Here is a 15,267-nt window from a genome sequence, read left to right as displayed (position 1 = left end):
TGGCAATTGGCTTTCTCGCTACAGGCAGGGTCGACCCGTCCACTGCACAGACGATGCACCGCGACCAGGCCGGTGATGTGACTGTCGACGCGGATTCACCACTCCTGCCGCGTCTCGCAGTGGAAACCGTCAGGGTCGAGGAGCGGCCGAAGACGATCGACGCGCCAGGCGAAATCGTCGCCGAACCCGCGCGCACCATCTCTCTGCTGCCGCCCGTGGCGGGCCATATCGTCCGCCTGGATGTCGCACCCGGCACCCCCGTCAAACGCGGCCAGCTCCTGGCCCTGATCGCGTCAGGCGATATGGCACAGGCCAGTTCGGACGAGGAAAAAGCCCGCGCCGCCTTCACCCTGGCGGGAGATCAATATGAACGCGCCCGCCATGTCGTCGGCGCCGGAGGCGGTGCGGTCAAGGATCTGGAAAGTGCACGGGCCGCCTACGCGCAGGCCCGATCCGAACTGGATCGTGCGCGCGACCGTCTCGCGGCGCTCGGCCGCGACGGACAGGCCGGGACCGACGCCCACGCCGGCTCCCTGGTCCCCTTGACCGCGCCGATCGACGGGGTGGTCGATACGGTCTCGGTCGCGGCGGGCATGAACGTCACCGATCCGACGGCCGTCATGATGACGTTGCTCGACACGCGCATGCTCTGGGTCACCGCCGACCTGGCGGAAGATCAGGCGCCGCTCGTTCAGGCCGGCATGACCGCGCATGCCACGTTTCCGGTTCTGCCCGGCCTTCAGGTGAGCGGCATGATCGACGGGCTGCGCCCCGCCCTGCAGGCGGACACGCGCCGGCGCACCGTACATTTCGAAGTCGCGAACCCGACCGGCACCCTGCTGCCCCACCTCTATGCCCATGTTGCCATCGCCGTGCCGCAGCCGCCGGACATCACGATTCCGCAGACGGCTATCCTGATGAACAACGACGCGACCACGGTGTTCGTGGAAGTGCGGCCCCGCGTCTTCCGCCGCCGGACGGTCGATATCGTCTATGATGACGGAACGAACAGCCGGGTCCTGAGCGGGCTGGCCGCGGGCGACCGGGTCGTGACCCAGGGCGCGGTGCTGCTGAACGATGATTAACAAATTCATCGGCCTGTGCCTGCGCCAGCGCCGCGTCGTCTTCATGATCATGGCGCTGCTGGCCTGTTTCGGTGCCCTGGCGTGGCGGGATATCGCGGTCGAGGCCTATCCGGACCTCGGCTCCGTCAATGTCGTGATCACGACGCAGGCGGGCGGCCTGGCTGCCGCAGAGGTCGAGCAGCAGATCACCACGCCGCTGGAGCGACAGTTGGCCAGCGTCCCGGGCCTGATCGACAGCCGGTCCAGCAGCACGTTCGGCCTGTCGCTGATCACGCTGATCTTCCGCGACGGAACGGACGTCTATTTCGCGCGCCAGCGCGTGACCGAACAGATCGCCCAGGCCAGCCTGCCGGCCAACGTCACGCCGGCCCTTGGCCCGGTCACGGGACCCGCCGGCGAGATCTATCGTTACACGCTGCGCTCCGACAGTCTGAACCTGATGCAGTTGTCGGATATCCAGAACTGGGTCGTCATCCCGGCGCTGATGCAAATCCCAGGGGTGGCATCGGTGAGCAATTTCGGCGGCTTCACCAAGGAATATCAGCTCCTGCTCGATCCGGACGCCCTGAACCGGTACCATATCGGGATCAACGACGTCCTGGCCGCGCTGAAGAACAATAATGTCAATGTCGGCGGCGATCGCGTCACGCGCGGCGACCAGTCCTATATCGTGCGCGGGATCGACATGGTTCATACCCTGGCCGACATGGGCGATATCGGCGTGGTCGCGCATGACGGCAAGCCGGTGCTGATCCGCGACCTGGGGCAGATGCAGTTCGGACATCAGGTCCGGCAGGGCATCCTGGGGATGGACGGCAATCCGGACACGATCGAAGGCATCGTCGCAACGCTGACCGGCCAGAATCCCTCGCAGGTCCTGGCCGCGGTCCACGCGCGGGTGGATCTGCTGAACAGGCGCCTGGCGCGGCAAGGCGCGCGGATCGTGCCCTATATCGACCGAGACAATCTGGTTCGCGCGACCACCGACAAGGTGGCTCACACGGTGCTGGAAGGCATGGGACTGGTCTTCGTCGTGCTCGTGCTGTTCCTCGGCAGTCCGCGTAGCGCCGTCATCGCCGCCGTCACCATCCCGCTGTCGCTGGCCACCCTGTTCGTGCTGATGATGGGCCTGCACATGCCGGCCAACCTGTTCTCCCTCGGCGCGATCGATTTCGGCGTGATCGTGGACGGCGCGATCGTGGTGACCGAAGCCATCCTGCGCCTGCGTGAGGACCATCCGGACAGGACACTGATTTCCGGGGACATCCTTGAGATCACCGATACGATGGCGCGCGCGATCTTCTTCGCGACCCTGATCATCATCATCGCCTACGGCCCCCTGTTCGCCTTCGAGGGGGCATCGGGCAAGCTGTTCCGGCCCATGGCGTTCACCGTCAGCTTCGCCCTGCTCGGCGCGCTGCTCTGCGCCATCACGCTGATCCCCTCGCTGGCGTTCCTGGTCCTGCGTAAACCACACCGGCTGTTCCATAATGCCCCGCTGGAATGGTTGCACGGGCTCTATCACCGGCTGCTGGCCCACAGTCTGGATCGTCCGTTCCTGGCCTATGCCGGGGGGATCGCCGCCTTCGTCCTGACGGCATGGCTCGGCGCCAGCGCCGGACGCGAATTTCTGCCCGATCTCGATGAGGGTGCGCTGTGGGTTCAGGTCCAGCTTCCCTCCGGCCTGTCGCTGGAGCGAGCCAGCGCCATGGCTGATGAGATCCGCACCGCGATCCGTTCCTTCCCGGAAACCAGCTTCGCCGTCACGCAGCTCGGCCGCAGCGATTCCGGCACCGATCCATGGACACCGTCGCATATCGAGGTGCCGGTCGGGCTGCATCCCTATGACGAATGGCCGCATGGCGAGACCAAGGCCCAGTTCGTCGCCCGCCTCCGCACACGCCTGGCGACGATCCCGGGTATCAGCTTCGGCATCAGTCAGCCGATCGCCGACAACATGAACGATCTGGTCGGCGGCGCGCACTCGCCGCTGGTTCTGCGCGTCTATGGGGACGATTTCCACGAACTGCGCCGGATCGGCACGCAGATCGTCGATATCATGCGGCAGGTTCCCGGCACGGCAGCGGCCTCGATCTTCCAGGAGCCGCCGACACCCGAACTGGATGTCGCCGTGGACCGCAAGGAAGCCGCGCGCTACGGACTGGCCGGCACGGACATCCTGGCGGTGGTCCAGAACATGATCGGCGACACCCCCGTCTCGTCGGTCTATGCCGGAGACCGCGTCTATAACATGACCGTCCACATCCCACGCGCGATCAACAGCAATCTCGACATCATCCGCCAGTTGCCGCTGACCACACCGTCGGGTGCGCGGATACCGCTGGGCGTGGTCGCCCATGTCTCGCTGCAGACCGGCGAGGGAACGATCGCCCATGAGCGCAACCAGCGCCAGATCACGATCCGCCTCGACAATGGACAGCGGCCGCTCTCCCAATATCTCGCCGATGCGCAGGCCCGTATCGCGACTCAGGTCCATTTCGATCCCTCCGTCTACAGCCTGGAATGGGCCGGCACGTTCGAGCAGGCGCAACGCGCCCAGGCGCGCCTGACCGTGGCGCTTGGCATCATGTTCGCCGTCATGCTGGTGCTGCTGTTCTGCCAGTTCGGCGCGATGCGCCAGGCGGTGCTGGTGCTGGCCGTCGTGCCGATGGCGACACTCGGCGGCCTGGTGGCGCTGCATGCACGTGGCGAGACGCTGAATATCGCAACCGCCGTCGGGTTCATCGCCCTGTTCGGCGTCGCGATCCAGAACGGCATCATCATGGTCTCGAACTTCAATCGCCTGCGCGCCGAGGGCGAAGCCCTGCGGACGGCTGTGCTGGACGGCGCGGGCCAGCGTTTCCGCCCGGTCCTGATGACGGCCACCGTGGCCAGCGTGGGCATGCTGCCGGCGGCGCTCGCGACCGGCATCGGCACCGATGTCCAGCGTGGGCTGGCGACGGTGGTGGTCGGCGGGCTGGGCATCGCCACCGTGCTGACCCTGTTCATTCTCCCGACCTATTATTACGAACTGGAAAAACGGCTGGAAGGACGGCCAATGCGCCGTACGCCCGGGGAGGCGTCATCATGACGCCGCGCCGCACCATATCCCGGCTGGCGGGCAGTTTCGCTATGATCGCGCTGGCTGGCTGCGCCGTCGGTCCCGATTACCATCGCCCGGCCCTGCCGGTGGACAATCGCTATACGCCCGCGCCCCTGCCGCCCCGCACCGCCGAAACCGGCGGCGTGGCGGGCGCCGCGCAATCCTTCCGGCCGGGGCAGGATATCCCGGCTCAATGGTGGGCGTTGTTTCACTGCCCGGCCCTGAACACGCTGGTATCCCACGCGATCGATCATAGTCCGAGCCTGGAGTCGGCGCATCAGGCCCTGCTAGCGGCGCAGGAGGGCGTCGCCGCGCAGAAAGGAGCGCTGTGGCCGAATGTCAGCGGCTTCTTCAACCCGACACGCAACAAGATCTCGCAGGGCATGGGTGTGCAGGGTTTCAACAGTTATCTCTACAACCTGCATACCCTGCAGTTGAATATTTCCTACATGCCGGACGTCTGGGGCTCCATCCGCCGGCAGATCGAGGCCAGTGACGCACAGCGTGCCCTGGCGCGCTATCAGCTTGATGCGGCCTATCTGTCACTGACCAGCAATCTGGTGAACGCCGCCATCCAATATGCCGCCATCCAGGGGCAGATCGAGGCGACCGAAGGGGTGATCGCTTCGGCGCGCGCCATCCTCGGCATCAACGAGAAGCAGAAGCGCTTCGGTGACATGGGCGAGCGGGACGTGACGCCGCAGCGGGTCCTGCTGGCCCAGGCCGAACAGACCCTGCCGCCTCTGCGCCAGCAACTGGCCGCCCAGCATGACCTCATCGACGCGCTGACGGGCGACGGGTCGGATGTGCCAACGCCGGATTTCCGTCTTGCCGATTTCCATCTGCCGACGGAACTGCCGGTTTCCCTTCCACTGCAGTTGATCGACCAGCGTCCGGATATCCGCGCGGCGGAAGAAACCTTGCATGCCGCAAGCGCCCAGATCGGAGTCGCCATCGCCAACCGCCTGCCCGACCTCGACCTTGTCGCGACGCCGGGACTGGCAGCCAACCGATTCAGCCAGTTTGCGACACCGGGATATGGAACCTGGACCCTGGCGGCAATGATCACGCAGCCACTTTTTGATGGATTCACGTTATTGCACCGGGAGCGGGCCGCCCGAAATACCTACAAGATGGCGGTCGAGGACTATCGGAATACAATCGTTCTCGCCATACAGAATGTCTCGGATGCGCTTCACGCGGTCGGCAATGACGCGGACACGCTGGTCGCGGCTGCAAAAGCCGAAGATGAAGCCAGGAAGAACCTGGACTTCGCGCGTATCGGGAATCATTACGGAGACGAGAGCACGCTCATGCTCCTCATGGCTCAGCAGGCCGAAATGCAGACGCGCCTGACCCTGGCCCAGGCGCAATCCGGCCGGCTGGCCGATACGGTCGGCCTGTTTCAGGCTCTCGGGGGTGGCTGGTGGAACAGAAAGACCGCAGATCCACGACCGGTTCGTAACCACATGCCATAACGCGCTTATGTTCACCTCAGAGCCTGACCGGAAATGCGCGTCGGATCGCCACCAGCGCGCATTTCCAAACAGGCTCTATGAGCCCCAGCACCAGCGTCGACCAGTGATATTCCTCCGGCCATTCGTGTTCGCCGTTGCGGTACGTGTAGGCTCTTTGCTCTCTGCATGATTCTCGTCCCACCTGTTCAAGGGCGGCGTCCACCGCATATCAAGAGGATTCGTGTCGCCCTCAATCGCAGTCCAGAGCATTGCCCCGTCGAGTTACATGCAGGTAGAATGATTTTTTAAAATCGGTCATAGGCGATGACGTCGGCATCCGGAATCCGTCCCCCATGCGGAGGCAGTTCGGCCACTCCCTTCCCAACCGCCACGAACATGACCAGCGCATGGTCCTTGGGCAGGCGGATGATTTCCGCTACCTGTTCGAAATCGAATCCGTCCATCGGGCAGGTGTCATAGCCGTGCGCCGCTGCCGCCATCATCAGGGCATAGGCCGCCATACCAGCGGAACGGAACGCCTCGTCGCGCTGCATGGTCAGGTTGTTTTCATAATACTGGGTGATCATGGAAATATATTTTTCGCGCATGGCCTCCGGCGCGTCCTTCCAGTAACGGCCGGGGTCCTTCGCGTAGGCATGCATGTCCGCGCACAGAACGATCAGTGCCGAGCATTCTTCGATCTGCGGCTGGTGCCATGCCACTTCCTTGATCGCGGTACGAACGACAGGGTCGCGCACCACCAGGAACCGCCAGTTCTGGATATTGAATGCGGTAGGCGCTGTCCGCGCGGCATGCAGGATGGCGGCCAGAGTCTCGTCCGGAATCTCATGACTGGCGTCGAAGCGTTTCGTCGCGCGCCGCGCGAGCATCGTATCCAGAATCTCATTCATCTTGCTTTCTCCTTCGGTTCATCCAGATCCGCTGCGGGCGCGGAGCGCATCAGGCCACGCATTGCCTCTGCCGGCCAAGCCCATCAATGCCGAGTTCCACGACGTCGCCGGACCGGAGATAGACAGGCTCCGGCCGCATCCCCATCCCGACGCCCGGAGGGGTTCCGGTGGCGATGACGTCGCCCGGCATCAGCGTCATGTAACGGCTGACATAGGCGATGACCTCGGCCACTGAAAAGATCATCGTGCGCGTATTCCCGGCCTGCATCCGGCGCCCATTCACCTCGAGCCAGATATCCAGATCCTGGGGGTCCGGCACCTCGTCCCGGGTCACCAGCCACGGGCCGAGCGGCCCGAACGTGTCGCAACCCTTGCCCTTGTCCCACTGGCTGGACTGCATCTGGAAGGCACGTTCGGAGACGTCGTTGGCAAGGCAATAGCCCGCAACATGATCCAGCGCCTCGCCCACTGCGATATTCTTCGCGCGCATGCCGATGATGACGGCGAGTTCGGCTTCCCAGTCCAGGCATGTCGCGCCGACCGGCGCCACGATCGGATCGTCCGGCCCGGAAAGCGCCGTGGTGGCCTTGAGAAAGACGATCGGCTCCTTCGGCACCGGCAGGCCGGCCTCCTCGGCGTGGTCTCGATAATTGAGTCCGATGCAGACATATTTCCCGATCCCCGCGATTGGCACGCCCAGCCGCGCCCCGGCATCCACAGGCGGCAAGGTCAACGGGTCGATCGCCGCCAGAGCAGCCAAACGCGCTGGTGCCAGAACCTCCGGCGACAGGTCACCGATGACGCCCGCCAGACTGCGCAGGCCCCCCATCCGATCGATCAGCGCCGGACGCTCCTGTCCCGGTTCGCCGTAACGGCACAGCTTCATGCATGTATCCTTTCGTTCAGTCGGAATCGCAGACGATGAGAGTCGATGGCTCGAACGCATGCAAGATGATCGTTTCGAATCCGGTAATCGCGACACCGCAGCCCGCGTCGGCGTCATGCCCAAGGATTTCCACATGTCCCGCAGCGACGAGAACGTAGACGCAGCGATCCGCATAGGTCGGGACGACCGCCTGTCCGCCGGCCGGCAGCATGAGGCGAAGCACACGGGCGCTGGCCTTCAAAGGTAGCGGATCGCCTGAGCGTCCCTGATCCGTTTCCTCCGGATCGTCAGCGGGAAAGCCGCTGGCCAGCAGGGCATGCTGATGCCCGAAGCGGTCCCCATTGCGACACAGGCCGATTTCCGGCTCTCCCCCCTCTTCCTCGGGCAGGAGCCACAGTTGCAGCAGCGATGCCGGCGCACCCCCGGCTTTCCACGTCGCCAGGGCCACGCCCTCACCGGCGCTGACGACATGACAGTCGCCCGGCTTCAGCAGGCTGTCGCCAAGACCATCCACCAGCGCCGCGACCACGCCATCCAGCACGAGAGTCACGATTTCGATCGCGCTTTCATGGTCCAGCCTGAAAGCGGCATCGGCCTCCAGTTCGACCCGGTTGAGAACCCGCAGCCGTCCCCAATGGAGAGGGGCGCGGTCGACATAGTCCCGGAACGCAAAATGACAGTCGAGTCTGACGCCATCCTGGACCAGATGACCCAACTCGGAAGGATGCCGTACCTTGATCATCCCTGTCGCCCCCCCTGCTCTGCCCGCTGGGCCGTCGCGACCGGATAGCGCACCTCCCAGCCGCCGCCGAGCGCGCGGTAAAGCCGGGCCACCGAGACCGAAACCGCTGTCGTCGACTGCACGAGCTGGTTCTGGCTGGCCAGGAGCGTGTTCTGCAAGGTCAGCACGTTCAGGAAATCCGACGCACCTTGCACATATTGCTGCTGGGCCAGACGTACGGCCGTTTCGTTCTGGGCCACGGTGTCCCTCAGCCGGTCGCGCTGCCGCTGGGCGGCCGAGAAATCGGCCATGGCATCGTCGATCTCCTGCCATGCCTTGAGGATGGTGCGCTGAAGGGTGATCGCCGCTTCCTTCTGCTGCGCCCGGCGCAGGCGCAATTGCCCGGTGAGGCGACCGCCCTCGAACAGCGGCAGCGTCATGGTCGGACCGAACCCGTATTGTCGCGACGCCCAGGACCCGAGCCCGCTGAATTGCAGCGCCTGCACGTCGAGACTGCCGGAGAGTGTCACGCGCGGAAAGAAATCCGCCACCGCCACGCCGATGCTGGCGGTGGCGACATGCAACCGCTCTTCCGCCATGCGAATGTCCGGCCGGCGTTCCGCCAGTTCCGACGGCAGGCCGACGGGCACGGCGTCGGGCACCGGCGGTATCGGTGCCGGCGTGCCGAGTTGCGCCCGGAGCGCACCCGGCTCGCGCGCGACCAGAAAGCTCAGCGCGTTGATCAGATGCACTTCCTGGCTCTGCAGGATCGGCAGGCGCGACTGGAATTCGCTGAGCTGCCCACGCGAATCCGCCACGTCGAGCTGGGTGGAGGCGCCTTGCGCAAAGCGCAGGCTGGTAAGGTCCACGCTGTGCCGGGCAGTGTCGATATTGCGGCCGACGATGGCGATCTGCGCCTGCACGCCACGCAGATCGAGATAATCCTGCGCGGTTTCGGCCATCAAGGAAACCAGGACATCCCGCTGCATGTCCTGCGTCGCCTTGACCGCCGCGTTGGCTGCCTCGACCTGGCGCCGGACATGACCCCAGAGATCGACCTCCCATGACGCGCTCATGCCGTATTGCGGCAGGTTGAAGGACGGATTGCCGACCGTGCCCGGCACGGCCACGGGGCCGAAACCCTGCGCGCCGCTGGCGACATCGCCCGCGCCGGCACGCTCCAGCGTGCCGAGCAGGCCGAGGATACCGTTGGTGCTGGCCCGCTCGCGGGCGTAGGAGGCATTCCCCTCCACATGCGGGAACTGTGCCGCGCTCGCGATCCGCCGCTCGGCCAGGCTCTCCGCCAGGCGATAGGCGCTCGCGCGCAGGTCCAGATTGGCGGACGCGACCTGCTGTTCCAGCGCGGTCAGCACCGGGTCGCGATAGATCGTCCACCATTGCGGGTCGGCGGGACTTTCCACCGGGTGGCTTTCGGCATCCGCCACGCCGCGATGCCAGTGCGGCGCGCTGGCGAGATCCGGCTTGTGATAGTCGGGCCCGACCGTGCAGGCGCCGAGCCAGAGCGCGCTTGCCAGAGCGAGCATGCGGCGGTTGAGGACTGCGGTCATGATCGGTCCCTCACCGCCACGCATAGCGGGGGTCGTCCGCCTTCGGGCCTTCGGGACGGGAAGCCGTATCGATCCTGACTTCCACCGACATGCCGACCCTGACCCGCGTCGCCAGAGGCTGCCCCGGATCGAAGGTGATGCGCACCGGCAGACGCTGCACGACCTTGGTGAAATTGCCGGTCGCATTATCCGGCTGGATCGGCGCGAACGCGACGCCGGTCGCCGGCGGGATGCTGTCGACATGGGCGCGGAACGGCTGACCCGGGAACGTGTCGACCCAGACCGTCGCTTTCTGCCCCGGCAGAACGTGCGTGAGCTGCGTCTCCTGGAAATGGGCAACCACGAAGGCGTCCTGCACTGGGGTGATCGCCATCAGCGCGCTGCCGGGATTGACATAGTTGCCCACGCGCACCCCGCGCGCGCCCACCACGCCATCCACCGGGGCCGGGATGGTGCAGTAGGATAAATCCAGGTCCGCCCGTTGTTCCTCGCCTTCGGCGCGGGTCAGATTGCCTCTGGCGCGTTCGATCTGGGCGGCGAGCACGTCCTTTTCCCGGGTGGCGGCCTGCACGGCGGCCTCGTCACGGGCTTTCGCGGCCGTGGCCTCGCGGGTCTGGGCCGCCGTGCGCTGGCGTTGCTCCATCGTGCCGGCGCCGCCGGCCGCCAGGTTGCGGTACCGGGCCTCGTCCTGCTGCGCGAAAGCGAGCTGCGCGTCGTCCGCCAGCACGGCGGCCCAGGCGCCGGCGATGAGCGAATCCTGCCGGATCAGCGTCGCCTGCAAGTTGGCGATGTCGGCGCGCGCGGCGACCACATTGCCCTGGGCCACCTTGAGCGCCGCGCGGTAGTCGTCATCCTCGATATGGGCCAGCACCGCGCCCTTGCGAACCTGCTCGTTGTCCTGCGCCATGACCGCGTCAATCCGGCCGCCGACCTTGGGGGCGACGACCGAGGAATAGGCCGACACATAGGCGTCATTGGTCTCGACCCGCACGCCGTCTCCGAGCACGAGGCGGTCGCCGCCCCAGGCCGCGGCCCCCAGCACCACCACGCCGGCCGCCAGCAGCAGCGCCTTCGTTGTTCCGTTCATGAATATTCCTTCTGGCGGCCCCGGTGGCCGCATCGTCTGTCGCAGATGCGCGGGACCGTCAGGTCAGCTTCAGGTAGAGCGTCACGACGAGGGCCACGAAATACCCCTCGATCCGGTCGCGCAGCATCCATCCCGGCGCTGTTGCGTTGCCCGTTCGATCCGATGATCGGATGTCCGGGTGCCGCAGTCGGCGCGTATCCCGATACGAACTGGTCTTCATATTATTCTCACATGACATACTGTCCCCCCGTCAGCGCGCAGGAGCGGTGGTGGATGGCGCGCGGGGCGGATAGACCCGTTGCGGCAGAACCAGATTGAGAGCGAACAGGGCCGCGCAGACGCCGATCATGATCGTGTAGATGTCCGCGCAGGCCAGAATGAGTGCCTGCTCCGACGCCTCGCCGTGCAGCAGGACGGTCATGTTCCAGTCCAGTCGGGCCGGATCGGCTATATGCGGCGCCAGCAGCGCCTGCGCCGGGTCACCCCAGGACTGCAGCGCGTTATGGTTGGTGCCATAGGTGTCGAGCAGCATGGTGGAATGGAATTGCTCGCGCCGGCGCAGCAAGGCCGAAATGACACCGGCCGCGATGGCGTTGGCCAGTCCCTTGGTCATGTTGAACATGCCCGAGATGAACGGCCCATCGGCCGGGCCCAGGCCCATCGTCGCCAGCATCAGGATCGCAATGACCATCATCGGCTCACTGGCCACCTGCAGGAGTTGCATGGCGTAGAAGTTCTCGCGCACCCAGTCGGCATCGATCCAGGTGCCCAGGAAATAGGACAGGCCCTGGATCGCCAGCCCGGCCATCAGCACATGACGACAGTCCACGCGGCGGATATTGCACAGGGCGGAGACCAGCGGCAGCGCCAGCACTTGTGGCACCGCGAGGATCAGCATGACCGGCGCGATCTGGATCGGGCGATAGCCGCGCACCTCCTCCAGATAGACCGTCGGGATCTCCGCCGTGACCGCGCCCAGCACCAGCACCGCCGCCAGCGTCAACAGCGCGGCGGATACGTTGCGCTGCTTGAGCAACTGGATGCGGAAGAACGGCACCGGGTGGAACCATTCATTGACGACGAAGAGCACGAAGAGGAACCCGCCACCGAAGAACAGATGGGTGATCAGCGGCGAGCGGAACCAGTCGAGCCGGTCCCCCTGCTCCAGCGCGATCACCAGCATGCAGATCGCGGGCAACCCGGTCAGCAGGCCGCGCCAGTCGAACTGACGGAAACGTTCCAGTCGGATCGGGTCCTGCGGCAGGCCCCATGCCACGCACACCATGGAAACGAGGCACAGCGGCACGATCTGCCAGAACAGGAACGGCCAGCCGACATACTCGAACCAGAATCCCGCCAGCGGCGCACCGCCCAGGTTGGGCCCGAAGGTCGCGGTCAGGGCATAGGCGCCGAGGCCGTAGATCTTGATGTTGGGCGGCAGGAAGCGCAGCGCCACAGTCATCAGCATCGGCGGCAGGCTGCCGCAGGCCAGTCCCTGCACGCAGCGCAGCAGCAGCAGCAGGGACGACAGGCTCGGCATGAAGGGTGCCATCATGCCCAGCACACCGGCGAGAGCGGTCATCGCGATCGTCAGACGACGGATCGAGAACGTCACCGAGCACCAGGGTGCGAACGCCATCGCGGCGATGTTGAAAGCCTCGAACAGAGCGGTAATCCAGGTTCCCTCGTCGTGCCCCAGATGGAACGCGCCCCGAATATCGGCGAGCCCCGCCTCGGTCGTGTGCTCGTTGAATCCCGCCAGCAGGACCGCCAGCAGCACGCCCGCCAGCCCCGTCGCCAGGCGCGGACCGAAGACCGGCGCCTTCGGCGGCGCCGGAGGTGGTTCCGACTGCATGGAAACGGGCGCGGGCAGCATATCGGAGTGCGGACGCGTCAGCGCATCAGCGTGGTCCATAGGACACCTCGCAACAGCATCGTTTGATCTCGTGGCGGCAGTCTCGGATAAACATCCCACGCTTGGGAACGCTCAATTATGAAATCGTCTGAAAGCAGATATGGAACGGTCGGATGTCAGATTCCGGTTGCGACGCAACGATGTCTCTGCCAGCGTTGGCCGAGGCGGAGGCTCCTCGCCATATATTCATCCTATGATTGGGTGTTTATCAGCCATTTCGGAGCCCGACCCGCATGGCAAGGGAAGACCTGATGGCACACGTGGCGCGCGGCTACGATCTCAATCTCCTGCAGGCCATGAACGTTCTGGTCGAGGAGTCGAGCGTCACGGGCGCGGCCGAGAGGCTGCAGGTGAGTGCGGCGACCATGAGCCGCACCCTGTCCCGCCTGCGCGAGACGTTTCACGATGCCATTCTGGTGCAGTCGGGCCGGCACATGGTGCCGACGCCGCGCGCCCTGCAGATGCAGCCGCGCGTCAGCCAGATCCTCTCGGCGATCAGCGACCTGTATCGTCCACGGCATGCCCTGGATTTCACGGGCCTGACGCCGACCTTCCGTATCCGGGCCGCCGATGTGGTGATCGGCCCATACGCCGAGGCGCTGCTGCGCGCCCTGCGCGCCGACTGTCCGGACACCACGCTGATCTTCACAGCGGAATCGAACAGCGACGACAGCGATTTCCTGCGGCAGGGCGGGATCGATCTCTATATCGGCGCCACGGCATTCCTGCGCCCCGAAATCATGCGCCAGACCCTGTTCGAGAGCCGCTTTCGCGGGGTCGTGCGGGCCGGTCATCCCATTCTGCTGGGTGATATCACGCCCCAGGCGCTGGTGGTCTACGATCACATCGCCGTCTCGCGCCGGGGGCGGCGACGGGGACCGATCGACGAGGTCCTTGCCGATCAGCATGGGCTCGAACGTAGTGTCGCGCTGCTGCTGACCTCCTTCTATGCCGCGCTGCAAGGGCTCGCGCAGACCGATCTGATCCTCCCGGCGCCGGATATCCTGACCGACGCGGCAATGCTCGACCGGCTGGGTCTTTATGGCTTTCCGCTGCCGCTCGATCTGGAGCCGGTGACGATCTTCCAGGCCTGGCATCCGCGACACGACACCGATCAGGTCCATCAATGGCTTCGACAGAAGGTCGTCCAGATCATGGGGCAGAGACGTCCGCTGTTGTTCGATGGACCGTCAGTGTCCGACGACGTCAAGCGTTCGATCCAGGCATGAAGTTGGGTCGGGTTGGGCGCCAACCCAGATGAGATGAAGCGATGTTCCCCGATCAGTTCGTAACAACCCGGCTTGGCTTTGCGTCCGGTCCGCGCGAGCGATGCTCAGGCCATGCTGCCGTGGATGTTGATAACGTGGGCTCGATCCGGGTCATGGAGAAGGCGGGTTTTCAACGTGAGGGCCTTCTCCGGAGATGGCTTGTCCATCCCAATACCGGCAATACCCCTCGGGATTGCATCATCTTGTCCAAGACTCGCTAACGCCCGGTTTCAGGAGGCGATCATGGAAATTCCTATGTGCGAGAAGAGGGCGAGAGTGGCCGGATTCACGACGGCATCATCACCTCAAGATAGCGTCCTGATCAGGGGGCGCAGCACGGCCTTGGCCGCTCGCGTGGCTTGTGCGCTATCCTGGGCCTCGATGGCCTGAAACAGGCGTTCATGCAATGCCAAACCAGGTTCCGCGACATCATGCTCGATCATCGCGGAACGCGCCGCCTGCCTCGCGACGGTCAGAAAGTAGCGATAAAGCTCCGCCAGTGCGCCGTTCCGTCCGGCTTCGGCGATGGCTAGATGGAATGCGGCATCGTGCTCCAGAAACGCGTCGATATCGCGTCCCTCGCTCCAGTCACCGCGCGCCTTGAGCGCCTTTTCCATCGCACGGAGGTCACGCGCCGATCGGCGTTCGGCGGCGCGTCGCGCGGCTTCGACCTCCAGTACGGCGCGCAATTCGAAATGATCGCGCAGGCTCGACCGGCTGATCGCCTGCATGATGCTGGCAGGATCCTCGACCGTCCTGACATAGGTTCCGTCACCCTGGCGCACATCGAGAACCCCCGCGTGCGAAAGAACGCGGACGGCCTCTCGCACGGTATTGCGCCCGATCTGCAGCATCTCGGCGAGTTCCGCTTCGCGCGGGATCCGCTCGCCCACAGGCCACGCACCCGTGGCAATCTGGTCGCGCATGGCGTCGAGCGCCGACGCGACGAGGGACGGCCTGGGCAGACGAACGAGGGAAGCCGTACGGGTCATGTGCAGACGCTCAATCAGGTGCTGTTCATCCGATGAAAGGATGTTCTTGAACACGATTTCATCCGCAGGCCAAGCCCGTGTCAAAATGGCCGCATCACGGACCACGAACAGAACCAACTGTGCGTAGCGGCGCCGCAGGAGAGTAATGCTCCTATCGCCAACGGCCTCAGAGCCTGTCTGGTATCTGGTCCGTCCTGTCAACGACCTGCTGCGCAGGCGGCGGTTGCGTATCTTTCGTAGTCCTTGACGAGCCTGCGACAGCGCGTGGCCGACT

General features: G+C 65.1%; 12 protein-coding genes. 4 read left to right on the top strand and 8 right to left on the bottom strand.

What is annotated here, in order from left to right:
* Positions 1-77: 77 nt before the first annotated feature.
* The 3 genes from HLH36_RS08240 to HLH36_RS08230 are packed head-to-tail and all read left to right on the top strand — an operon-like array spanning position 78 to position 5,666.
* Positions 78-1,085, top strand: coding sequence for an efflux RND transporter periplasmic adaptor subunit (locus HLH36_RS08240; protein WP_182985914.1), 1,008 nt, complete (start codon positions 78-80; stop codon positions 1,083-1,085).
* Complete coding sequence (locus HLH36_RS08235) at positions 1,078-4,176, top strand: efflux RND transporter permease subunit (protein WP_182985913.1); 3,099 nt, start codon at positions 1,078-1,080, stop codon at positions 4,174-4,176. Before HLH36_RS08240 ends, HLH36_RS08235 begins: the two co-directional genes overlap by 8 nt.
* Positions 4,173-5,666 (top strand): efflux transporter outer membrane subunit, encoded by a 1,494-nt coding sequence (locus tag HLH36_RS08230; RefSeq protein ID WP_220792753.1) that lies wholly within the window; start codon positions 4,173-4,175, stop codon positions 5,664-5,666. The genes HLH36_RS08235 and HLH36_RS08230 overlap by 4 nt, the downstream gene beginning before the upstream one ends.
* 284 nt (positions 5,667-5,950) lie before the next feature.
* Here the strand turns inward: HLH36_RS08230 and HLH36_RS08225 are convergent, their stop codons facing one another.
* Genes HLH36_RS08225 through HLH36_RS08195 form a run of 7 tightly spaced genes read right to left on the bottom strand, consistent with a single transcriptional unit; the run spans position 5,951 to position 12,694 of the window.
* Positions 5,951-6,556 carry a nitroreductase family protein gene (locus tag HLH36_RS08225; RefSeq protein ID WP_182985912.1) on the bottom strand — a complete coding sequence of 202 codons (606 nt, stop codon included), beginning with the start codon at positions 6,554-6,556 and terminating at the stop codon, positions 5,951-5,953.
* Between the two features lie 49 nt (positions 6,557-6,605).
* Complete coding sequence (locus tag HLH36_RS08220) at positions 6,606-7,442, bottom strand: fumarylacetoacetate hydrolase family protein (RefSeq protein WP_182985911.1); 837 nt, start codon at positions 7,440-7,442, stop codon at positions 6,606-6,608.
* A 16-nt stretch (positions 7,443-7,458) separates the two neighbouring features.
* Complete coding sequence (locus HLH36_RS08215; protein ID WP_182985910.1) at positions 7,459-8,184, bottom strand: pirin family protein; 726 nt, start codon at positions 8,182-8,184, stop codon at positions 7,459-7,461.
* Positions 8,181-9,731 carry an efflux transporter outer membrane subunit gene (locus tag HLH36_RS08210; protein ID WP_182985909.1) on the bottom strand — a complete coding sequence of 517 codons (1,551 nt, stop codon included), beginning with the start codon at positions 9,729-9,731 and terminating at the stop codon, positions 8,181-8,183. The genes HLH36_RS08215 and HLH36_RS08210 overlap by 4 nt, the downstream gene beginning before the upstream one ends.
* A 10-nt stretch (positions 9,732-9,741) precedes the next feature.
* The gene (locus HLH36_RS08205) at positions 9,742-10,818 is read right to left on the bottom strand and encodes an HlyD family secretion protein (protein ID WP_182985908.1); all 1,077 of its coding nucleotides are present in this window, start codon (positions 10,816-10,818) and stop codon (positions 9,742-9,744) included.
* A gap of 58 nt (positions 10,819-10,876) precedes the next feature.
* Positions 10,877-11,038, bottom strand: a complete 162-nt coding sequence (locus tag HLH36_RS08200) for a hypothetical protein (protein ID WP_182985907.1) — start codon at positions 11,036-11,038, stop codon at positions 10,877-10,879.
* Between the two features lie 30 nt (positions 11,039-11,068).
* Positions 11,069-12,694, bottom strand: coding sequence for an MFS transporter (locus tag HLH36_RS08195; protein WP_408871866.1), 1,626 nt, complete (start codon positions 12,692-12,694; stop codon positions 11,069-11,071).
* A 290-nt stretch (positions 12,695-12,984) separates the two neighbouring features.
* Between HLH36_RS08195 and HLH36_RS08190 the strand changes: the two genes are divergently transcribed.
* A complete protein-coding gene (locus HLH36_RS08190; RefSeq protein ID WP_246376575.1) occupies positions 12,985-13,962 on the top strand; it encodes a LysR family transcriptional regulator in 978 nt (325 codons plus the stop codon).
* A gap of 344 nt (positions 13,963-14,306) precedes the next feature.
* On the opposite strand, the gene HLH36_RS08185 is transcribed toward HLH36_RS08190, so the two are convergent.
* Positions 14,307-15,047: a FadR/GntR family transcriptional regulator gene (locus HLH36_RS08185; RefSeq protein WP_338030417.1), complete on the bottom strand. Its 741-nt coding sequence runs from the start codon at positions 15,045-15,047 to the stop codon at positions 14,307-14,309.
* Between the last annotated feature and the right edge of the window lie 220 nt (positions 15,048-15,267).

Origin of the sequence: Gluconacetobacter aggeris, from assembly GCF_014174395.1 — a bacterium.
Classification (GTDB): Bacteria; Pseudomonadota; Alphaproteobacteria; order Acetobacterales; family Acetobacteraceae; genus Gluconacetobacter; species Gluconacetobacter aggeris.
The sequence above is the reverse complement of the archived record's forward strand: the minus strand, read 5'-3'. Positions and strand labels throughout refer to the sequence as shown.

Coding starts and splice junctions, on each gene's coding strand:
- HLH36_RS08235 (WP_182985913.1), top strand. CDS start 1,078: ATGATTAACAAATTCATCGGCCTGTGCCTGCGCCAGCGCCGCGTCGTC.
- HLH36_RS08230 (WP_220792753.1), top strand. CDS start 4,173: ATGACGCCGCGCCGCACCATATCCCGGCTGGCGGGCAGTTTCGCTATG.
- HLH36_RS08225 (WP_182985912.1), bottom strand. CDS start 6,556: ATGAATGAGATTCTGGATACGATGCTCGCGCGGCGCGCGACGAAACGC.
- HLH36_RS08220 (WP_182985911.1), bottom strand. CDS start 7,442: ATGAAGCTGTGCCGTTACGGCGAACCGGGACAGGAGCGTCCGGCGCTG.
- HLH36_RS08215 (WP_182985910.1), bottom strand. CDS start 8,184: ATGATCAAGGTACGGCATCCTTCCGAGTTGGGTCATCTGGTCCAGGAT.
- HLH36_RS08210 (WP_182985909.1), bottom strand. CDS start 9,731: ATGACCGCAGTCCTCAACCGCCGCATGCTCGCTCTGGCAAGCGCGCTC.
- HLH36_RS08205 (WP_182985908.1), bottom strand. CDS start 10,818: ATGAACGGAACAACGAAGGCGCTGCTGCTGGCGGCCGGCGTGGTGGTG.
- HLH36_RS08200 (WP_182985907.1), bottom strand. CDS start 11,038: ATGAAGACCAGTTCGTATCGGGATACGCGCCGACTGCGGCACCCGGAC.
- HLH36_RS08195 (WP_408871866.1), bottom strand. CDS start 12,694: ATGCTGCCCGCGCCCGTTTCCATGCAGTCGGAACCACCTCCGGCGCCG.
- HLH36_RS08190 (WP_246376575.1), top strand. CDS start 12,985: ATGGCACACGTGGCGCGCGGCTACGATCTCAATCTCCTGCAGGCCATG.